Genomic DNA, 21144 nt, shown 5'->3' with positions numbered 1-21144 from the left:
ATACGGCGAGAGAGAGCGATGATCTGGAAAGAGCGCGCAAGAGGATATACGGACCGCCGCGGCCATGCCTCGGGAGTCACACCTCCGACTCAGGGAGTCAATCCGCGCCGAGACTGTAGCGGACGCGACCGCACAACGCTCTGTGATACCCGATGCACTCTTCATCGATGACATGCTCGGGATGGCGCATCAGAGTGCCGATCAATTCCCCATCGCGGCTTCGTCGCACGTTCCAGTCCTCATCGATGAAGAGAAAGAGCCTGTCGAACTGAACATGATGGTTGGGGCAAAGGCACAACAAGTTGGACATTTTGTCCGATCCGTCGTGCGGGGCTCCAAGCCCTTGAATGTGCGCCGCCTCGCTGTAGTGGCTGAAACGGGTCTCCAGCCGAAGACCACAGACCTGGCATTTATGCTGGTACAGCAACTTGATCTTCTCAACCAGACGTGGATCCCGCTCGGGACGTGTTGAGCTCACACGACGTCGTCGCCCGCCTCCAGACGACTCATCACCGCTGCCTTCGTCCCCAACATCGGAACCCACCGCTCCACTGGCGCTCGCGTAGCCAGCGAGACCTACGCGTGTCAGCAGCGCTTGTTGGTCAACGTCAGGAAGGTAAGAGGTGCACAGCAGGCCGATCGCTTCGGCACGGGTGAGCGGCTGCTGCAGGAGTTTCGCCACCTCGGACGTCAGTCCAGCTGCGGCTCCGGGCTTGGCGACGCCCGCCGCCGACGCTGGACCGACGCCTTCATCCGTTATGCCTTCGATCTCCCACACTCGACTCCTTTGCATGTTCCGGAATGCAACTTCAGGCGTCACCCCGGCGTCGCGATCTCCGAAATCAAGCAGGAGCGGCCCGACCTCATGACTGAAGACGTCCGAGGGCACAAGTCGACTCTGCCCCGAGGCCAGGCGGCCAATGGCCCACAACAGCGTGAGTGATCCGCAGCGTGTGTAGCCTGCCGCCGGGATGCCGGCGTCCAAGGTGCCGAGGGCACGCAAGAGCTCCTCGCGTCCCATCTTCGTCGGGGGTGCAGCCCGCTCACCGCCTGAAGCTGAACCTCCAACCGGCTCCTGCCCGCTCAGCAGTTCACTCAGCAGCCCCAGCTGACGCCGCCGCTCAGCAGCCCGCACCAGCGTGAGGTAGCGCACCTCCTTGTGCAGTTTCAATGCGCTCAGGATCGGGGCCGCCGGGATCCTGAACTCGAAGACGTCTCCGAGCGCCATGATGTGTTCCCAGGTTCGCCCGTCTTCGGCCTCCCCCCAGATCGCCCTGGCCAACTCCGGATTTCGGAGCAGCCCGAGCACGCGAGCTTTGGCGATGAACGACTTGTCGGCGTAGAACAGCACCTCGTCGTTGACCTGCTGCCCGCGCAGCGCGGTGCCCTTGGGATGGGAATCCTTCTTGACGGGCGTCGCTCCCCACAGCCGGGCCACTCCGTCGGGGAAGATTTTCTTGAGTTGCTCCGCATGCTCGCCCAGGACGTGCTCGTACTCCTTAAGCCGGATGCCCTTCCGTATCGAGCGGTCGAAGTTCTCAGGCCCGCGAAGCCGCCGCCCACCCCTGGGCTGCAGTAGCCACTGCACAGAGGCATCAACTCCCCCGGCAGGGTTCGTAACATCCCTTTTGTCCGTTATTGCGCCAGTCCCGAAGATCAGGCGGCCACCATACTCATGCCCCATGGGGATCAGATTTTCATACTAACGATGGCTATCTGTCGAGGACTTGGCCCAGCAAGCGCATCCGGCTCTGCTCAAGAGGTACCCGGGCCTGCGTGCCGGAAGGTTGATCACCGCCATGAGGCAGCACCTTCCGTGCCCCGGCCGCTACGATTCCGAGTCGGGGATTTTGCCGGCTGAGCAGCAGCAACTGATACAAAGCGGAGAGGAGCCGCCTGCCCAGGGTGAGCATCTGGACGCCCTCACGGCGACCTTCGGACGGTCCTGCTCGAGGAGTTCGCCTCCGCCCTGCTACTGACGGGACGGTCGGACAGTGACGAAACGGCGGCGGAGGCCAGGCGGCTGACCGGGTTCGTTCCCAACCGGGCGGGCGCCCTTTCCCGCCAGTTCGGGGCGGAACGGGCTGCAGGGACAAGTCCAGTATTGACGGCAGGGCTTGAAGCACGCTTCAGTGCTGTCGGCGAGGCGCTGGCGAGCGGAGACCCCGAGCGGATCACACCCGTGGTGAAGGCCCTCAGTCGACACCGGCTCGCCCGGGATCCCGACTACAGCGTCCGGATCGATCGGGTGCACATGGCACAGCGTGTCGGGTTGCCCGCCAACCGAACCGCCGACGGCTTCGCGGCCGTGCTAACGCAGTTGCTCAACCACAACGGTGTCCAGGTACTGGAAACACTGCCGGACGGGCGAACCCTACGGCTGCACACCGGACTGCTGCGGGACCAGTCTGAACTGCGCTGAGCAGAGGACCGTGAGCCGGTCCTGGAGGTGACACCCAGGACCGGCTCACCAGCGTTCGTCAGGTGAGCTGGCGCAGCAGTCCCACGAACTGACGCAGTTCCTCACTCCGCTGTGGCGACAGCGGCTCCGCGTCGAAGTGCGCGATCTGGTTCCGGATGTTGCGCACCCGGTTGAGCTGGTGCACGAACTGGACCTGGTTCACTCCGGACCAGCCGAGAGCCTGCCAGTTCTGGTCCGCCTCAGCGCACTTCTGCTCCAGGCGCTGTCCGTTCTTGTTCCGCTGGTCGCCATCGAGGAGTATCACGTACTGGCCGAATGTGAGGTCCGCGATCTTCCCTGTCTTGTTGTCGTTCCGCTGCACCTTGCGGATCGCGTCCTCGCTCAACTTTGCACCGAGGCACTTGCGCAACCGGATCTCGATCTCGCCCACGACGAAGAACGGCCACGCCGTGATGTCGAAGCGCTGGGTGATGTCCGTGGCCGTGACGATGCCGCTGATGCGGCCGTTGTGGGCTCTGACCAGCACATATCCGTGCTCGCAGACATTGGGGAGCATGGCGAAGAAGTCGTCGTGGGCGTGCGCGACCGGGGGGTCCTCCACAATCGCGTTGACCAACGCCACGGTCGCCCCTGTGGCATACATCTTGGCCACCGAGCGCCAGGTAACAACACCCGTCACCGTGTACTGGTCCTCCAGCACTGGGACCTGGGAGTAGTTCTTCGTGTGCATGATGTAGGTCGCCTCGGTGAAATCCGAGGCAGAGGTGACCGAGTCGACCCCGGCGTGAGCACTTGGAAGGTCACCGATACGAAAGGGCTGCTGAGGCAGTGCACCGGGCAGCAGCCCAGCCTCGTCCTCCTGCTCCTCGCCCGCGCCGTCTCCCTCGCCCGTCACCGCGGACCCCTGGGCAACGATGTGGATCTCGGACTGGCTGCCGCAGGTGGCGAAGTACGGCAGGGTCGCGAGACCGACTTCCTTCAACCGCTGCTCGATGAGCAGGATCGCCTGGTCGTTGCGGAATCGGGTGTTGAAGCAGGTCAGGAGCTCGACGAGAGGTATGCGGCGGCCTTTGAACGCGAGCAGTTCGTCGTCAGAGGGGTTCCGAAGCACGGCCGCTTCACCCGACCTTTAGGTCGCGGAAGACGGTGCGCTTGCCCATGGCGGACATGACCAGCTCGAGCAGCTGCTTGGATCGGTTCTCGTAGAACTGCTCGAAATCGGCGGCGCGCAGTGCGGCGGGGTCGATGAGGTGGGTGCCAATGACGTCGTCGAACCACTCGGGGCGCATTCCCGACTCGAGCGCGAGCGTCTTGAGGTAGCCGGCGGGCGACCCTGTCATGCTTTTGCTGGCCCGCAGCGACAGGGGTGTCTTGTTGATGATCGAGTTCGCCCGGTTGCTGTAGGCCGGGTGGTTCTTGTCGATCCACGCCTTCGGGAAGATCTGGCGTACCTCCACGCTGTACTCGGCCAGGCGAGCGGCGTTCAGGGGGGCTTCGGTGAAGTACCAGTCCACTGCCCCCTGCTTGACCAGAAGCGCGTAAACCCCCTTGTACGCAGCGCTGTTGCGCGTGCTGAGGGTGTCCAACCGGTCGTCCAGGAAGAGCGCCTCAGCGATGGTGTCGGGGACCAGTTCCGTGTTGCCCTGGAGTCGTTCGACGAGTTGCTCCACGTCGCGGGTAAAGCGGCTTTCCGTCGAACCGCCGTACATTTCGCCGAGCACACCGCACCAGAACCACTGAGTGAGTAGTTCGTCGGCCGCTACCGTCTCGGTTTCCTCGCCGAGAATCGTCCGTACGGCGGCCAGCGGCACCAGCTGGGTCCGATACGGCAGATCGGGGGCGCGTACGATGCACTGCCGTTCCAGGAAAGCCCCCACCCACTCGAAGGCCTCCGCCACGCGTGGGGCGAGCAGGCTGAAGTCGGCGAGCGGCAGTTCCAGCAGGTCACGCCGCTTGCAGGAGACCGCAGCCCGTGGCTCCTGGCGCTTGCGCTCCCAGGTTCGGACGAGCGCCACCGCCTGGAGGAAATCACTGCTGCTGAGCCCGTCCTCGACGCCGGCCTCCATGCGTCCGAACACGGGGTATGACGACGTCAGGCCCTTCTTGATGTCCAGCCAGGCGTCGGGGAGCTTGTAGTAGTCGCCGTGCTCGGTCACGTACTCCTGATTGCCCGCGTAGGTGGCCGTCAGCAGTTCGAAGACGTTGAGCGGCACGCCACCGGTGTTCACCCGCTCGAACACGGCACAGACCGCGTCCATGGTCGTGGAGGCCGCGAGCTTGATCATCGGGACCTGGAACGACTGCATGCGGTTGAGAACGTGCATCTGGAACTGTCCCCAGAACCCCCAGTTCGTGACGTCGGCCTTAACGTACTCCTGGTGCCAGGCATTCACTCGCTCGGTGTCGAACACGAAGTGGAGGGGGAAGTAACCGGCCGCGCACTCACCTTCGACGGTGCTCAGGTCGATGGGGTCCCTGCGGTTGAAGCCGGTCTTGAGGATCTTGTCCTCAGGCACGGACACGATGGCCTCGTCGCGTTCGGCCGGTGGCCCGATGGCCTTGGCGATGTCGACGTAGTACCAGCGCCTCAACTCCTTGCCGCGAGCATCCACCGTCTCCACCGGGCGATCCCGGTGCAGGGCCTGGAAGAGGGAGGTCAAACGTTGCTGGCCGTCGAGGAGCAGGAGGTCGGGCACTCGGCCCTCCGCATCCTCGGCGCCCTTGAGCGTCCGGGTGCGGAACAGTGAGGTGCCATTGGTCTGCAGCGCCATCACCACCCCGAGCGGATAGTCGAGTGTCACCGTCGCGATGAGTGCCCTGATGCGCTCGTCGTCCCACTTCCACTCACGTTGGAAGTCGGGGAGCTGTAAGGCGCCGGAAGCGACGTCCTCAAGGGCGTCGCTGAGTTTCAGACTGTCGAGTGCCACGCTGTGTCTTTCCGTCTCGGACCGAACGCTGCGTCACCGCCCGTCACGCGGTGAACATGCCATTCCATCAACGGGGTTGGCCACAGTCAAGTCATTCACCGACACCACTGCCACGCACCGGCATCGACGGTTCGGCAGCGGCCGGACGATCCGTCCGCTGTGCTCTCCAAGCGCACCATGGTGTTGCCGTTTCGCCCTACGCCCTCGGGGTCCCAAGTCGCCATGCTGTCCCGGCCGTCCGGTCCACAATGCCCCTTCGCCACCAACGTCATGGTCACGATCACGGCCGCGTGCCAGATGATCACCGCGGCGGCACATGCCGACGCCTATCCTTCGATCTCCGCCAGGGACTCCGCGAGGAGGAGCCTCATCGCCGCGGACTACTACACCGGCTGACGATCGGCCGGCGCGGCCTACTTGAGCGGGAGGCGGCTCGCCCGGGTTGCCCGACCGCGGCAGGGCAAGCACGCACGATTCCGAGCCGAATCTGCGGCCCACGGCCTATTCGTGGACGCGTGCGCTGCGATAGTGGACCCATGGCTACGTGACCTGCGAGCACGTGTGGGACACACGGGACCTCCGAAGCCGTGTGCACAGCTTTCGGATCCGGCCGGACCGCCCGGAACCCGCCGATTTCTTCCGATGGTCTGTGCGGAGGCCAGAACAGAGCGGCAGTCAGCCTCGTTGACTGGTTCCTCATCCGCCGGAACCCGTTGCCGGTCATTGCGGAGAGGCGAGTCCTCCGCGCTATGGGAGGGAGGCGGTGAAGTGCCAGCCGGTCGTGAGGAGCGTGTCGACGGCCGTTACTGCCGTGCGGAGGCGGTCGGCGTGCGGGCCCGTCAGGAGGATGTGGGGGAGGTTGCGGCCCGTCAGTTCCTCGCGGAAGCGGTCCGTCATCCATGTGCGCACGTGTTCGCCGTCGCGCAGGCCGCCGTCCTCGAAAGGGACGCCCTCGTCGTCCGTGAGGAGCCACAGGTGATGGTTGGCGCGGGCCGCGATGGATTCGACCTGGGGGTTGCGGGTGCCCATGTAGCGTTCGTGCCAGATCGTCGTGGCCAGGGGGTCCGTGTCGCAGAACAGGACCGGGGAGCCGGCTCCCGCTGCCGCGTTCTCGTCCGCGAGCTGGCGTTCCGCGATCAGCTCGAAGTCGGGCGAAGTCCAGGTGACGTCGGCGAACAGCGCGTTCGGGCTGGCGGCCAGGAGACTTGCGTACTTCTCCTCGCTGTACGCCCTACCGTACTCCGGCACCCACTGCGTCCCCGACCACACCCCGCCCCTTGCCTGGTAGTGCTCCGCCAGCGCCCGGGCCATCGTCGTCGTGCCCGTCGACTCCGCGCCCACCACGACCACCCTGCGGGCCAGTCCCGCCCGCACCGGGGCGGCCAAGTGGCGCCAACAGCGCTCCGGGTCCCTGCGGACCGCCGTGCCCGAGACCGGGCGGGCCTTGCGGGCGATGTCCACCGTGACCGGCGTCGCGCCGAAGCGGCGGCCGCGCGGAAGATGGCCATGTGGGCGTCCCACACCGCCGGGTCCGTGATGTCGACGGGTATGTCGTCGACCGCGCCCACGACGTCGATGCCCGACTCGGGGTGCACCTTGCGCATCCACGCCACCCGGTCTGCCAGCGGGATCGACTCCACGGCGGAGGCGCACACCAGCACCGTCAGCCGGCGGCATCGCGCGGCCGCGCTGCCCACCAGGTGGTGGTGGCCCGCGTGCGGCGGAGAGAACTTGCCCAGCACCAGCCCGTGGTCGAACTCGCTCATGCCAGGGCCTCCTACCGGACCGCCCCGGCCTCGCTGAGCCAGGCCCGCAGCCCCACCGCGCACAGCAGCAGGAAGCCCGCGTAGAGCAGCGACGTGAGGTAGAGGCCCTTGTAGGCGTACAGGGGGATGTAGACGACGTCGGCGGCCATCCAGAGGTACCAGGACTCGATCTTCTTCCGGCACTGGCCGTACGTCGCGGCCAGCGACAGCACCGTCGTCAGCGCGTCCCAGAACGGCACCGTCGAGTCGGTGGCCTGGTCGAGCAGCACGGTCAGGAGCCCGGTGGCGGCCACCGTCGCGGCGGCCAGAATCCGCCATGTATGCGCGTCCGTGCGGCTGATGGTGAAGTTCCCTGACGCCCCGGCGACCCAAGCCCACCAGCCGTACACCGCCAGCGCCACGTAGACGACCTGGAGGGTGGCGTCCGCGTACAGTCCGGCGCCGGCGCAGAGCAGGATGAAGAGAAGGTTGTTCGCGATGCCGATCAGCCAGTTGGCGATGTGCCGGCGGGCCACGAGCCATACGCAGAGCGCTCCGCTGCCGAAGCCCAGCACCTACACCCAGCTGACGGCGGTGTCGAGCAGGGTGAACAGGGGCTGCTGGAGCCGGGTGACCATGTCCGCGAGAACCACGCGGCGACCTCCTAAACGTCACACTGCCGATGATGCCGGGCGTGCGGGAGGGGCAAGGGAGTTTCGCCTGCCGCTCAGAGCCACCCCCGCCGGGCTGCCTCCAGCCCCGTCTGGAAGCGGGTGGACGCGCCGAGTTCGGTCATCAGGCGGTGGATGCGCCGCTGCGTGGTCCGGGCGCTCCAGCCCTGGGTGCGGGCAATCGCCGCGTCCGTGAGCCCGGAGGCCAGCAGGCTGACCAGGGCCAGGGTCTCGGCGCCCGGTTGCCCCGGCTGCCCCGGTTCCGCCGAAATCGGCCCGGCCGCCTCCCCCAGCGGGATCGCCCGCTCCCACTGCGCCTCGAAGAGCGACTGCAGCGCCACCAGCATCGGCGACGGGTGGATCAGATACGCCGCGGACTGGCCGCCCGGCGCCAAACTGAACGGGATGATCGCGGCACGGCCGTCGCTGATCACCAGCTTCAACGGCAGCTCCGGCCGCATCCGGGCCTGCTCCCCCGCTCGCATGCTCGGCATGATGTCGTCCAGGAGCCTGCCCGGCCAAGACACCGCCTCGCGGTCGTAGATCACCCGGTGGACCACCCCCGTCCGCTGCCGCTCCAGCTGGCCATCGAGGTTGCTGCCGGGCCGGTCGACGTACGGAGGGCGGTCGAAGGCGCACACCTCGCGGCGCGCTCCGGTCGTCAGCCGGTGCACGGCCTTGCTGATGTCGTCGCGGTCCGTCAGCAGTTCGGCGGCCATGTCCGGGTGGCTGATCCTGGCCGCCTCCCGGTGCGTCTCGATCAGCCGCTGCACCAGCGCCCGCGCTTCGCCGAGCTGTTGCTCCCGTTCGTTGATCAGCGCGCCGACCGCGACATCGGGGGCCGCGGCCGAGAACCTCGGCGGCCGCCCGGCGCTGCGCACCGCCAGGCCGTCCCTGACCAGGCCTGACAGCAGCTTCCCCGCCGCGGGCGCGGCCAGGCCGCACGCCTCGGCGACCTCCGCCGCCGTGCACCGCGGCATCCCCACCAGCGCCGTGTACACGCGCTCTGCGTCCGCCGTGAACCCCAGTACGGTAAATTCCATGCCTTCTCCCACACCTCCGTGGCACCAACCGGCCACCTGGCGGAGGTAGGCCACCTTTCCCACCTTGCGTCTGGTCCGCCGCACTTGACATCTTCCAGCAACGAGCGCGCTGCCCTGCGTTGAGGTGGGCGTCAGCGCGCCACGGTGTGTCGCCCCGCACACCCTCGCCCCGCTGAAAAGGTGTTCCATGTCGCGTGCCCATCCGCACGGCAGACGACGGCTCGGTGCCGTGTCCGTCACGTCCGTCGTGTTCCTGGCCCTCACCGCCGCGCTCCCGGCCTCTGCCGCTCCCGTTTCCGCGAGCGAAGGCTCCGCCCCGTCCCTCGCAGGCCGTACGCCCCTCGGTGACGCGTCACCGCAGAAGGCGCTGCCCGCCCAGCGCGCCGGCGTAGTCCCGGGCCAGGTGCTGGTGACCTTCTCCCCGCAGACCGCCGTGACCGGCCGCGAGCTGCCGGGCAACAGGGCCCAGGCCCACGCGCCCGGCACCAGCAGCGCCGCCGTGAACAAGAAGCTGAACGCGGTCGGGGCCACCGCGCTCCAGCCGCTCTTCCCCTCTCTGTCGGCCTCCACCACCGAGTCGATGACCACATCGGCCCGCACGCGCCTGGGCGACGACGCCGCCGACCTGTCGCGCACCTACGTCGTACGGACCGGGAACCGCGACTCCGCCGCCGTCGCCCGCGCCCTCCAGGGCACGCCGGGGATCGCCGGTGCCGAGCCCAACCGCTACGTGAACACCATGAACACCGGAGGGCGGCAACTGCCCACCCCCGCAAGGGCGTCCGCGAAGCACACACCAGCGTCAGCGCCGCCCGGCGCCTCCCCCATCCCCACCAACTTCGCCCTCACCAACTCCGCCCAGGCCTTCCTCAACGCCGGCGGCGTCAACGCGGTCGGCGCGTTCGACATCCTCCAGGGCCGCTACGGGCAGCAGCCCGGCGCCGGCCGCACCATCACCAACGTCTCCATCGGCGATTTGACCGACCAGGCGATGGCCGACGCCGGTGACGCTTACGTCCAGGGCCACGGCCCCACCACCGTGCTCCAGGACGGTCAGCGCTACCTCGATCTCCCCTCCATGCCACTGATCCCCGCCTACGTCGCCGCCCCCGACGGCAGCCTCAGCGGCTCGGCGTCCACCAAGGACCAGGATCCCGGCCTCGGCGAAGTCCTCCTCGACTTCAGCGTCATGGCGCCCCTCGCCCACGACCGGCAGCGCCCCGACCGGACCGGAAGCGACTACACCGACCTGCTCGGTGTCGCCCCCGGCGCCGACTACCGCCTCGTCGTCCCGCAGCAGCCGACGATGGACCAGATCGCGACCGCGCTCCTGGCCGCCGCCCACCAGTCCCCCAAGCCGGACGTCATCACCGCCAGCCTCGGCTTCGGCACCGACGCCCAGGGCTTCCCGGGGCGCTACCTCGAGGACGACCCGTACATCCGGTCCGTCGTCGCCTCGATCGTCCAGAAGGACCACGTCGTGGTGGTGATCTCCTCCAACGACGGAACCCGCCTCTACACCCCGGCCGCCGTCGGCCCCGACGGCGGCAGCACGCCCACCGACACCGCGAAGAACGACAAGTCGGCCACCGACATCAACGACGTGGTCTACTCCACCACCCCGTCACACGTCCCCGACAGCGGCGCGATAGCCGCCGGCGGCACCACCCTGGACGACACCCTCGCGTCCCGGACCGGGCCCGCCACCACCGCCGAGACCCGCATCAGCGGCTTCGGCACCTTCTCCTCCGGCTTCGGCACCCGCATCGACCTCTCGGCGCCCAGCGACAACATCGTCGCCTTCACCCACACCGAGCGGGGCGACGCACAGTCCGTCACCCCCGTCCTCAACGGCGGCACGTCTGCGTCCGCACCCGAGATCGCGGCGGCCGCCGCCGTCGTGCTCCAGGCCGCCGGGCTCGCCGGACACCACCTGACGCCCGCGCAGGTACGGGACGTCCTCAAGCGGACCGGCCGTGAGGTCGCCACCCCGGCGCAGATCGACCGCGAGCTCAACGTCGGCCGGCAGATCGACGTCACCGCCGCCGTCGAGGACGTCCTCGGGCACCGCGGCGGCGCCACCGCGGCCGTACGGCTGTCGGTCGCCCACCGGGTCACCAACGCGGGCCTGGGCGGGCAGTTCCTGGAGACGACCGACCCGGGCCGCATCGACCTCGGCGACATGGCCTCCGGCGGCAACGGCATGGGCCTGGTGGGCCCGGTCACCTTCGCCGGTGACGTCACCGGCCTCCCCAAGGGCGCCAGCCCCACGTACACGCTCACCGTGGGCGCGCGGACCTGGCGCTCCGCGACCCCGGCGATCCGGGTGACGCCGACGGAACTGCTGAACGCCGCCGGACTCCCCGTGGTCTCCGACTCCGACCGCACGATCACCGCCACCTACCGCGTACAGATCGGCGGCCGGACCCAGGCCACCGTGCGCCGCACCCTCACCGTCGGCCCCAGCGACGGCCGTTACGTGGAGAGCACCGCGCCCAAGGGCCCCGCGGTGGTGAAGGCCGGCCACGCGGTCACCGTCACCTACGACCTGTCCGGCGTCGCCAAGCTCAACGACCCGCAGCTCGTCGTGTCCACCGTCGGCCACTGGAACCCCGCCCTCGCGCCGCTGTTCAGCGCCGCGTGGCACCAGGCCCTGACGGCCACTTCCGGCACGGTCACCATCCCCGCCGACGCGTTCGGCGCCGGGGGTGGCCTCTACGGCATCGGCATCGCCCAGTCCGGCTTCGGGGCCAACCCCAGCCTGACAACCTACGGGGAGTTCGCGCCGGTCCGCGTCGACGGCGGAACCGCCGAGCAGCGCCCGCAGGCACCGCTGGTCACCGGGCAGGACGGCATCCCCGCGCACAGCACCCAGGTCACCCGTGCCAAGGCCGGCTTCGCCGTCCGGTACGACGTGCGCGACGTGCCGGGGGCGAAGTACGCGCAGGTGGAGTTCGCCGCGCCCGCCCCGACGCTCCACAACTCGCTGAACACCTTCACCAACGCCAACGGCACGGCCCTCGACGACAACGGCGTCGACGCGCCCTCCACAGCCCACCGTGTCCTGCCCGCCAACAAGGGCAGCATCGACCTCGACGCCCTGCGGCTGGGCCTGTCCTCCTCCACTGTCTACGGCGTGCGCGTCATGGCCCTCGACAGCAAGCACCGGGTCATCGGCCAGGCGTCTCCCGTCTCGACCCTCGAGGTCGACGACGGCGTCGCCCCGGCCGGAAGCACGGTGCTGTCCTTCGCCGCCGCGGGCGACGACTCGGTCGCCGCACTGCGGACCGTCTCCGGTGCCACCGAGATCCGCCACTACTCCACCAGGACCGGCGTCTACGGCCCGGTCATCGCCTCGGACAGCGGCGACGGATCGGAGTACGAGGTCCTCGGCGTGGCCCCCGCCACGCACCGCGCCCTTGCGGTGCACCAGGCGGAGCCCGGCGGCGATGTGCAGGTGGAGACCTGGAACACCGCCACCGGCACCCTCGTCGGGCGGACCACGCTCGCGGCGGCCGACTACCGGTTCGTCGTCGGACGCGTCGACGCCGCCCGCTCCCGCGGCGCGCTGCTGCTCCGGGCGGTCTCCGACAACACCGACCTGGTGCTGCCCGTCGACCTCGCGAACGGCACCACCGAGGACCCCATCACTGCCGATCTGCCGAACGTCGCCAAGGGCTCGTACAGCCTCCTGGACATCGACACCTCCACCGGGGACGTCTACCTGGCGAAGGGCGCCCTCATCGCCCTCTGCCTGGGCGGCGTGCAGATCCCGCGCGTGGACTTGCAGACCCGCAGCGTCAGCCCCGTGGGGACCATGTCCGGTTGCAGCAACGGCTTCGGCTCCGACGGCGCGGGCACGCTCTACAACCTGTCGGCCACCGCGATCAGCACCAAGATCGTCCCGACCAGCGTCCTCGGCTCGCTCGACGTGGCGACCGGCGAGACGGATGACCCGGTGACGGTACGGCGCGGCCCCGCCACGGGGATGGCGGTGGACGGCGCAAACGGGCTCGCGGTGGCGGCGTTCACGGCGCCGGAGGGCACGAGCTACGCAGGCTCCGGCACGGCCGTCGTCGCCGACAACAACGCCACCGGTCAGCTGCTCGTCATCGACGTGACGACCGGGGAGGTGGTGCGGACGCTGTCCGGTTTCCAGATCACGGGGCACGGCGGTCCCCTGGTCCACGGCGGTGTGATGAACTCCGTCCAGCTGGACCCGGCGACCCGCACGGGCTGGACGTACGGGGCCTACGACGGCCAGATCCGCCAGTTCTCCTACTGAGCGCGCGGCGGTTCGGGGCGGGAAGCGATCACCGCTTCCCGTCCCCGTGGCGCGCCTGTGCCGAATCGCAACCATGGACACAGGCTCCTGTGCACGAGCCGGCGCAGCGGACTCGCCCGCTGCGCAGGCTTGCGGCGGCCGGGGACGCGCGAGCCGGAGGCGTTCACGTACCGGGCATCCTCCGCGTCGCCATCGCCTCACGCAGGAGCGTCGCTCCCGCCGGTCGCTTCCTGCTACCACCGCGCTGATCGCCGTCGCCCTGCGGCGCGGCCGCGCCGTGCCGCGCTGGATCCCGGTGATCTTCTTCATCGGCACTCTCGCCGGCTTCGTGATCAGCAGTGGTCTCGCCGGAGTACTGGTCGCGCTGCCCGCCACGGCCGCCATGGTCCTCGTCTCCTGCTACGCCCTGCGGGCGCGCGCCCGAGCCACCACCCAGGTCCCGCCCGCCGCCTGAGGGGGAGTCGGCAGCAGGACCGCCACCCCGCCGGAGCAGGTAGGTGTCGCCCGGCGACGGGAACTGCGCCCGTCCGACAGGCTGGTGTCCCCGCCCGAAGTCACACCCTGGCCAGAAGCGCCTCCAGGGCCGCAGACGTGGCCGGGTAGCGGTCGAGCAGGACAGCGCCCGTCGGCTCCGGGTCCACCCTGGTCCAGGGGGCGTTGCAGCCCAGGAGGTGGGCCAGTGCGTCGGTCGTTGCCGGGTGGGCGGTGAGGAGGGTGGCGCTCCGGACGGATTGCTTGCGTGCTGCCAGGACCGGCTGCGCCGGCTCCGCCTTCCACGGGGGGATCCATGCGTCGAGGGCCGGGAGGCGGGCTGGGAACATGCGGCCGGCCTCGCGGATCAGGAGGGGGGCTAGTTCCGTGCCGCTCGCGCGGAGGCTTGTGATCAGGGTGGGGAGCCAGGGGAGAAGGACCTGGTCCGGCAGGCGGCCGAAGGCCTTGGAGACGGCTTCCACCACGATGTCCGCCAGGCCCGGGACCGGTTCCAGGGCGTGCAGCAGGCCGCTGAGGTAGCGGGGGTAGGCCGGGACCACCATCGGGTTGGCCAGGAGCTCGTCGCACCGCGTCCGAAGCTCCGCGCGGGTCTGGGTGCCCAGGTGGACCTGGGCGGCCCACAGCAGTGCTGTCTTCGACGGGTCCTGCGGGTGGGACTGCGCCACCGCCAGTTCCAGTTGCGTGCGGTCGCAGCCCAGCGACAGCGCCAGGGTCTCCATGCTGAACAGGAAGCCCAGCATCGCCGCCACCTGGCGGACCGTGGCGTCCTCGTCGGTGAACGCCGTCGGCAGCAGGGTGCAGTAGTGCGCGTAGCCGGTCTTGGTGAAGGACTCGATCCACGACGGCAGCGTCGGTTCGCTCGTGCGGTAGTAGGCGAGGAGCCGGCGTACTCGGCGCAGCACCTCCGGGGCGCCGTCCACCGTGCGTTCGGCCGACAGCACCTCCAGGGCGCGCGTGCCGAGTTCGTCGGCGAGGCGGCGGCTGTTCAGGTACAGCGTCGCGTCCTCGACGGCTTCCAGGACGGTCGCCGCGGTGGCCTTCGGGTCGTAGGCGCGGCGGCGCAGGCGCTGTTCGAGGACCTGCTCGATGCTGACGCCCTCGTAGCCGAGCTCGATCAGCGCGCGCTGGTGCGTGCCGATGGCCAGGTCCCAGGACTCCTGGATCGGGCGCTCGCCGAGCTTCCGCTCGCCCATGATCGGCCGGGCGGTGCCGTCCGGCATCAGCCGGCGCAGCATCCACAGGACGTCGGAGCACGGGCCGAGTTCCGGGTGGGCGGCGATGTCGAGCAGGGCGCGCTGCACCCCGCGCTGCTGGAGCTTGAGGTTCAGGGGGGCGAGCCGGTCGTGCACGTCGCGGGCCAGGGGCGGCAGGGCGTCGTAGCCGACCTGGCCGATCCGGTCGCCGCCCATCATGATCTCGACGAGTCGGCGCACGTCGCGCCGGCCGGGCACCGCGTCCTTCTCGATGCACGTGACGGCCGCGTCCTGGAAGTCGTACGGCGTGGGCCTGGCCCGGTCCCGCATCCCCGCCAGCAGGATCGACGTCTCGAACACGGCGATGGCGTCGGCGGTCGAGGCGAGGTAGCCGTTGCGGCGGGCGGCGCGCACGATGTCCACCGACCAGCCGAGCAGTTCGGCCTCGTCCAGGTGGTCCAGTACGGGTGGGCGCTGGAGGAAGCCGGTCAGCTGGTCGGCCGCCGGTGCCTGTGGTGCGGGGGGCGGGGTCTTGGCGGGAGTCGTCTTCTTCGCGCCCGCCTGACCCGTCAGGCGGTACGGCTTGACGCGTGTGCGCTTGAGGTTCTTCGTCCACTGCGTCGCCGCGATCGACACCGAGCCCGCCGCCAGGCCGAACTGCGCCTCGATCGCCGCATGGCTGGACGGGATCAGGCCGTGCAGCCACTTGGTGCCGCTGCGCGGGCTGATCTCGAAGGAGTCGGTGCCGTCCACGCCGAACTCCGCGACGCGGCTCGCCGCGTGGAAGGCGCCGCAGACGTAGACGCAGTCCGCCGGGTCGGTGCCGGTGGACGCCAGGTGCTCGCGCATCCGGGTCCACATGTGGCGCTCGCGGTCCTCGTCCACGCGCACCCGGTGCGGGTCGCCCGGGGCGAGGCGCCGGAAGAGGCTGCCGATGAGGAACATGACCTGGCGGTACGTGTCGTGGTCGGCGTCGCCGAGCGGCAGCTCGACGTACTGGTGCCACCACTCCGACCAGTGCCGCACGCGGCCGTGGCGCAGCAGGTGCTCCTCCAGCTCGGCGAAGCGCGGCCGCAGGTCGCCGATCTCCACCCCGACCGCGTCGCCGTGCAGCGCGGCCTCCTCCTCGGCGGGCGGCGCCTCCGGGTCCTCCGTCGTGTCGGGCCGCTCGGCGCGGGCGTCCCACTGGAAGACGTGGTCGGAGGAGCGGTCGACCAGGACGAGTTCCACGCCCGGGGTGTCCAGCGCGTAGGCGATCGCCTGGTACTCCGCCGAGGCCTCGGTGATCGGCGCGACCACCGACAGTGGGGCCCAGTCGGCGGGGAAGCCGTCGACCTCGCTCGCGTACGCCTGGACCGCGACCGGGAGCCGGCAGTTGCGCAGCTCGGTGAGCAGCGGCGTCATGTCCTCGCACAGCTCCAGGTACACGACCTTGGGCTGCTTCTCGCGCAGGCGGCGCGCCATGGCGACCGCCGAGGCCGGCGAGTGGTGGCAGACCGGGAAGACCTCCAGCGGCTCGCGCACCGCGCGGTCGACGTCGTCGACCATGCCCAGGAGGATGCCCTCCAGGGCGTCGGGGCCGTCGGCGAACGTCGTGGCCGCTTCGCGGAGCTGGGTGCGCAGCGCCTCGAAAGTGCCCTCGTGGGGGCCCTGGGTGGCGCTCATGACAGGGTGGCGATCGCGTCGCGGCCGCCCTCCAGGAACTCCGGCCAGGCGCCGCCCTCGTCCTTGCTGCGCGGCTCTACGACGCCGTGCAGGTACTTGTTGAGGATCGCCAGGTCCTCGGGCTCGCGCCGGGCCAGCGAGCCGACGAGCGAGGAGGCCAGGGTGCGGGCGGTCAGGGCGCGCTCGCCGAAGAAGTTGCTGTGCAGGATGGAGTCCTCCAGGACGCCGATCTGCTCGGCGGTGGACAGGGCGGACTCCAGCTTCTCGTCGTCGCTGCCGGCCGCGGCGGCCGAGGCGCGCAGGTCGGCGAAGCTCTGCAGCAGCACGTCCAGGAGGGTGGGCGGCACGTCCAGCTCTATCTGGTGGCGGCGCAGCAGCTCCTCGGTGCGGAAGCGGACGATCTCCGCCTCGCTCTTCTTGTTCGTCACGACGGGGATGCGGACGAAGTTGAAGCGGCGCTTGAGCGCGGAGGAGAGGTCGTTGACCCCGCGGTCGCGGCTGTTGGCGGTGGCGATGATCGAGAAGCCGGGCTTGGCGAAGACGATGTTGTCGCTGTCGCCGTCGAGTTCGGGAACCGAGATGTACTTCTCGGAGAGGATGGAGATCAGGGCGTCCTGGACGTCGCTGGTGGAGCGGGTGAGCTCCTCGAAGCGGCCGATGGCGCCGGTCTCCATGGCGGTCATGATCGGCGAGGGGATCATCGACTCCCGCGACTGGCCCTTGGCGATGACCATGGACACGTTCCAGGAGTACTTGATGTGGTCCTCGGTGGTGCCGGCCGTGCCCTGGACGACGAGGGTGGAGTTGCGGGAGATCGCGGCGGACAGCAGCTCGGCGAGCCAGCTCTTGCCGGTGCCGGGGTCGCCGATGAGGAGCAGGCCGCGGTCGGAGGCGAGGGTGACGATGGAGCGCTCGACGAAGCTGCGGTCGCCGAACCACTTCTGCGCGATCTCGCGGTCCAGGCCGTCGGAGGGCTCGGAGCCCAGGACGAACAGCCGGACCATCTTGGGCGACAGCCGCCAGGAGAACGGCTTGGGGTTGTCGTCGACCGACTCCAGCCAGTCGAGTTCCTCGGCGTACTTGGTCTCGGCGGGGGCGCGCAACAGGTCGGACATGAGGGGCCTTTCGGGCGTGGTGGGTTGTTCGGGTTACCTGGGTTGCCTTGCGGTGTCTTTGAGTGCCCGGCGGCGCTCAGGCCAGGAACGTCTTCAGCTCGTTGACGAGCTTGCGTATGTGGCCGGAGATCACCGGTGTGCCGAGGTCCTTGAAGCGCTCGCGGAACCACGGGTTGACGCTGCCGCGGCCGGAGCTCGTCACCGAGCCGACGGGGATGAACTTGACGCCCGAGCGGTGGAGGGCGGCCATGCTCTCGAACAGCGGCTCGGTGCGCCACTCGTAGAAGTCGGAGATCCACACCACGACGGTGTTGCGGGGCTCGGCGACCTTCGGCTGCGCGAGCGCCATGGCGACCGTGCCGTCGGTGCCGCCGCCGAGCTTGGTGCGCAGCAGTGTCTCGAAGGGGTCGTGGACCCAGGGCGTGAGGTCGAGTGCCTGCGTGTCGTACGCGATCAGGTGGACGTCCACCTTCGGCAGGCCCGCGAAGATCGAGGCGAGGATGGTGCAGTTCACCATGGAGTCGACCATCGAGCCGGACTGGTCGACGACGACGATCAGCCGCTGGGGCGTCGTCTTGCGCGCGGTGTGCCGGTAGTAGAGGCGGTCGACGTAGAGCCGCTGCTCCTCCGGGCTCCAGTTGGTGAGGTTCTTCCAGATCGTGCGGTCGAGGTCGAGGTTGCGGAACACCCGCTTGGGCGGGACGGAGCGGTCGATCGCGCCGACCGTGGCCTTCTCGACCTGGGTGCGCAGCACTTCGCCGACCTCGTCGACGAAGCGGCGGATCAGGGACTTGGCGTTGGCGAGGGCGACGCCCGAGAGGTTGTTCTTGTCCCGCAGCAGTTGCTCGATCAGCGACATGCTCGGGGTGAGCTGCGCGGCGAGCTTGGGGTCGGCCAGCACCTCGCGCAGGTGCATGCGCTTGACGAGGTCTGCCTCGATCGCGCCGAGTTCGGGGCCGATCGCCGGGATCAGACGGCTGAGGTCGGGGGTGGTGCCCCCGCCGCCGGTGCCGGTGGGGCTGACGCCTGGTCCAGCCATGCGTCCCCCGGCGCGGCCGCCGCGCAGCTCACCGGGCCGGCAGCCGAGCGCGCGTTCCAGCCAGCCCGCGTCGGCCTGCCAGCGTGCCAGCTGCCCGGCGGTGACGGTGCCGGAGCCGGAGGCGAAGACGTTGAGCAGCACCTTCGAGACGAGCGCGGCACGGCGGACTTCGGCGGCCCGGTCGCGTGCGCCGTCCTCGGCATCGGGCTCGGGTGCCATCAGGCCGTCGAACTCGGCTGCCAGCTCCGGGTGGCGCTGCACGATGGAGTCGACGGAGGTCTGCGGGTCCAGCAGGGCGGGCGGCAGGCCGATGTCCTCGACGACGGCGAGGCTCGCCGATTCCAGGCCGGCCTGCTCCTCGTGGTCGAAGAGCCGGGCGAGCAGGCGCCAGTACAGGACCTGACGGCGGTTGTCGTGGGGGTCGGCCACGGGAGACCCGTCCGTGACGTCGGTCTTCGCGGTGGTTCCCTCGGTGGTCTCGGTCATTTGCGCAGCAGCCTTCCCGCGCGTTCCCGCAGGACCTGCACGGCGTCGGTGGCGGCCTTCTCGGCCTTGACGCCGTTCTTGTCGGTCGTCCCGCCCGCCCACGCCCCGGCGTGGACGGTGACGGCCTTCTTCCGCACGGTCGTCTCGACCGCCAGCGGCTGGACCCGGTACGCGCCGTCGTCCCAGCGGAGCAGCGCGATGCAGGCGCCCGACGCCGTGACGGCCTCCGGGGTGAGTGGTCCGGCGGCCGGCACGCGGTCGGTGCCGACGGCGAGGGTCTGACCGGCGACGGTGAACGTCACCGTGTCGTCGGCGATGGCGGCGGCGTAGCCCTCCAGGAAGACGGGTACGGCGATGCGCGCCGGGTGGCGGTCCAGCGGGGCGACGACCGGGTCGGCGGCGGTGGGCAGCGCGACGCGGGCGGTGACGAAGGCGTCGGCGGGCTCGCCCGCCTGGGCGTGCGCGTCGTTCCAGAGCAGATCGCCCTCGGCGGTGACCGGCATGCCGGCGAGGTCCATGGAGCGGCCTTCGCTGACGGCCGCGAGCAGGGACATGTGCGGGCGGAGCAGTTGCCACAGTCCGGCGCCGACGACGGTGTCCGGCTTCGGCACCGACACGCTCGCGCGCACCAGGTGGGCCGCCCCGCCGTCCGCGGGTTCGAGTACGGCGTGGACCTGGGCCTGTACGGCGGTGGCGTGCTCCTGCACGTCGACGCCGAGGGGCAGGAGGCGGCCGGTCGCCGTCCCGGTGCCGGAAGCACCGATCGCGCCGGGCAGCGTCAGCAGCATCCCGCGCGACCACAGGTCGGCCCAGCGGCGTACCGGGAACCCTTCCATGGTGGCGCCCGGGCAGGAGGCGGCGAGTTCGGCGGCGAAGCCGTCGAGGAGCGTGGCCAGCCGGCGCAGTCCCGGCTCGGGCAGCATCGCGGAGACGATCTGCGCCGCACCCGACACCAGGTCGTGGTCGATGCCCTGCCAGCCGGCGCGGGCCAGGTCGGACAGCCAGGACCGGGCGGCGGCCAGCACGTTCGGGGCCTGTGCGTCCTCGGGCTCCGGGACGGTACCGTCACCGCGGGTCCGGCCGGTGGCCTCCTGGATCCGGGACGTCAGCGCGTCGTGGACGGAGCCGAGCAGCGCGGTACGGGCGGCGGCCAGGACCACCAGGTGGTCCTCGCTCGCGGCGCCGGCGGCCGCCTTCTCGGCCGCCTCGGCGACCCTCGCGGCCAGCGGGGTCCCCGCGACGGCGTGGACGAGTTCCGTCAGGCCGGCCGCCTGGGCGGGCTGCGGGCGCAGGAGTCCGCCGACGAGCGTCGCGTCGAAGGCGTCGACGGCCGCGAGGGCCTCTTCGAGGCCGGGGACGTCCTCCGTGAGCAGGTCGATGCGCATCACGCCACCGCCCTGGTCGGCGGGAACCACTGCATCTCGGGCAGGGGGGCCGTGGTGGGGGCGAGTTCCAGGTAGGCGAGGTGGCGCAGGAACCGGCTGAAGACCGGCGCCGCCGCCTGCTTGTCGCCCGGTGACGGGCGCGCGCTCGTCATGGCGGCCGTGACGCTCTGCGCGTCCGACTCGCCGGACGCGCTCTCCACCTTGACGTAGCGGGCGACGCGCTCGGCGCCGTACTGCAGCACGGCCTCGACGATCAGGGCCCTTATGTGGTTGCAGAAGCCGCCCCGTGCGCCGCCGCAGGGGCGGTTGTTGTTGGTGCTGCAGGTGTAGGCGTAGCTGCCGGCGGCGACCGACGAGACGTAGACGCGCTCGATGTCCGAGCCGCTGGACACCACGCCCTGCAAGCGTCCGTCGGCGAGTTCGACGAACGGAACCTTGGCGAGCTTGCGCGGCCGCGCGGGTGCCGTCACCCGGGCCGTGCTCGACCTCTCCCAATCTGACAACGCGCCATCTCCTGTGCAGCAGGGGGTATTCCGCGCCGGATCGGCGGGACGTCATTGAACATATCCGCGATCACTGACAATGCCGTCCGGTCGTGCACAGGCCCAGGTCAGGGGCACGAGGGCGCTCGGTGTGGGTGTTCCGCGGTGGATCGCGGCAGGGCCGCGCGGCGCCG

At 70.0% G+C, this 21144-nt stretch carries 14 protein-coding genes and 1 pseudogene; 4 read left to right on the top strand and 11 right to left on the bottom strand.

Going from position 1 to position 21144, the window contains the following annotated elements; genetic code table 11:
- Window positions 1-97: 97 nt before the first annotated feature.
- Entirely contained in the window at window positions 98-1588 is a 1491-nt protein-coding gene (locus ABZ479_RS16375) for a phosphorothioated DNA-binding restriction endonuclease family protein (RefSeq protein WP_500462231.1), read from the bottom strand.
- 516 nt (window positions 1589-2104) lie between these two features.
- Between ABZ479_RS16375 and ABZ479_RS16370 the strand changes: the two genes are divergently transcribed.
- On the top strand, window positions 2105-2422 hold the full coding sequence (locus ABZ479_RS16370) for a hypothetical protein (protein ID WP_500462230.1): 318 nt from the start codon (window positions 2105-2107) through the stop codon (window positions 2420-2422).
- A gap of 58 nt (window positions 2423-2480) precedes the next feature.
- On the opposite strand, the gene ABZ479_RS16365 is transcribed toward ABZ479_RS16370, so the two are convergent.
- Entirely contained in the window at window positions 2481-3533 is a 1053-nt protein-coding gene (locus ABZ479_RS16365) for a CBS domain-containing protein (RefSeq protein ID WP_500462229.1), read from the bottom strand.
- A 7-nt stretch (window positions 3534-3540) separates the two neighbouring features.
- Window positions 3541-5349 carry a GmrSD restriction endonuclease domain-containing protein gene (locus tag ABZ479_RS16360; RefSeq protein ID WP_500462228.1) on the bottom strand — a complete coding sequence of 603 codons (1809 nt, stop codon included), beginning with the start codon at window positions 5347-5349 and terminating at the stop codon, window positions 3541-3543.
- 270 nt (window positions 5350-5619) lie between these two features.
- Between ABZ479_RS16360 and ABZ479_RS16355 the strand changes: the two genes are divergently transcribed.
- A complete protein-coding gene (locus ABZ479_RS16355) occupies window positions 5620-5745 on the top strand; it encodes a hypothetical protein (protein WP_500462227.1) in 126 nt (41 codons plus the stop codon).
- A 351-nt stretch (window positions 5746-6096) separates the two neighbouring features.
- On the opposite strand, the pseudogene ABZ479_RS16350 reads toward ABZ479_RS16355, so the two are convergent.
- From ABZ479_RS16350 to ABZ479_RS16340, 3 genes and pseudogenes are all read right to left on the bottom strand, one after another.
- Window positions 6097-7115: pseudogene (locus ABZ479_RS16350) on the bottom strand (AAA family ATPase).
- A gap of 11 nt (window positions 7116-7126) precedes the next feature.
- Window positions 7127-7669, bottom strand: coding sequence for a nicotinamide riboside transporter PnuC (gene pnuC / locus ABZ479_RS16345; protein WP_500462226.1), 543 nt, complete (start codon window positions 7667-7669; stop codon window positions 7127-7129).
- A 152-nt stretch (window positions 7670-7821) separates the two neighbouring features.
- Window positions 7822-8808 carry a helix-turn-helix domain-containing protein gene (locus ABZ479_RS16340; RefSeq protein ID WP_500462225.1) on the bottom strand — a complete coding sequence of 329 codons (987 nt, stop codon included), beginning with the start codon at window positions 8806-8808 and terminating at the stop codon, window positions 7822-7824.
- A gap of 187 nt (window positions 8809-8995) precedes the next feature.
- On the opposite strand from ABZ479_RS16340, the gene ABZ479_RS16335 reads away from it, so the two are divergent.
- Window positions 8996-13093, top strand: a complete 4098-nt coding sequence (locus tag ABZ479_RS16335) for a S8 family serine peptidase (protein WP_500462224.1) — start codon at window positions 8996-8998, stop codon at window positions 13091-13093.
- Window positions 13094-13370: 277 nt separating this feature from the next.
- The gene (locus ABZ479_RS16330) at window positions 13371-13547 is read left to right on the top strand and encodes a hypothetical protein (RefSeq protein ID WP_500462223.1); all 177 of its coding nucleotides are present in this window, start codon (window positions 13371-13373) and stop codon (window positions 13545-13547) included.
- A gap of 100 nt (window positions 13548-13647) precedes the next feature.
- Here ABZ479_RS16330 and ABZ479_RS16325 read toward each other — a convergent pair whose 3' ends face one another.
- The 5 genes from ABZ479_RS16325 to ABZ479_RS16305 all read right to left on the bottom strand — a co-directional run bounded on the left by ABZ479_RS16325 (window position 13648) and on the right by ABZ479_RS16305 (window position 20938).
- Window positions 13648-16443 (bottom strand): DUF5682 family protein, encoded by a 2796-nt coding sequence (locus ABZ479_RS16325; RefSeq protein ID WP_500462222.1) that lies wholly within the window; start codon window positions 16441-16443, stop codon window positions 13648-13650.
- Window positions 16440-17558: an ATP-binding protein gene (locus tag ABZ479_RS16320; RefSeq protein ID WP_500462221.1), complete on the bottom strand. Its 1119-nt coding sequence runs from the start codon at window positions 17556-17558 to the stop codon at window positions 16440-16442. Before ABZ479_RS16320 ends, ABZ479_RS16325 begins: the two co-directional genes overlap by 4 nt.
- Before the next feature lie 76 nt (window positions 17559-17634).
- Entirely contained in the window at window positions 17635-19083 is a 1449-nt protein-coding gene (locus tag ABZ479_RS16315; protein ID WP_500462220.1) for a VWA domain-containing protein, read from the bottom strand.
- On the bottom strand, window positions 19080-20468 hold the full coding sequence (locus ABZ479_RS16310) for a hypothetical protein (RefSeq protein WP_500462219.1): 1389 nt from the start codon (window positions 20466-20468) through the stop codon (window positions 19080-19082). Before ABZ479_RS16310 ends, ABZ479_RS16315 begins: the two co-directional genes overlap by 4 nt.
- Window positions 20468-20938: a hypothetical protein gene (locus tag ABZ479_RS16305; RefSeq protein ID WP_500462218.1), complete on the bottom strand. Its 471-nt coding sequence runs from the start codon at window positions 20936-20938 to the stop codon at window positions 20468-20470. The genes ABZ479_RS16310 and ABZ479_RS16305 overlap by 1 nt, the downstream gene beginning before the upstream one ends.
- Window positions 20939-21144 lie beyond the last annotated feature (206 nt).

Origin of the sequence: Streptomyces sp. NPDC005722, from assembly GCF_040630935.1 — a bacterium.
Lineage (GTDB): Bacteria > Actinomycetota > Actinomycetes > Streptomycetales > Streptomycetaceae > Actinacidiphila.
This window is presented reverse-complemented; position numbering and strand designations above follow the sequence as displayed.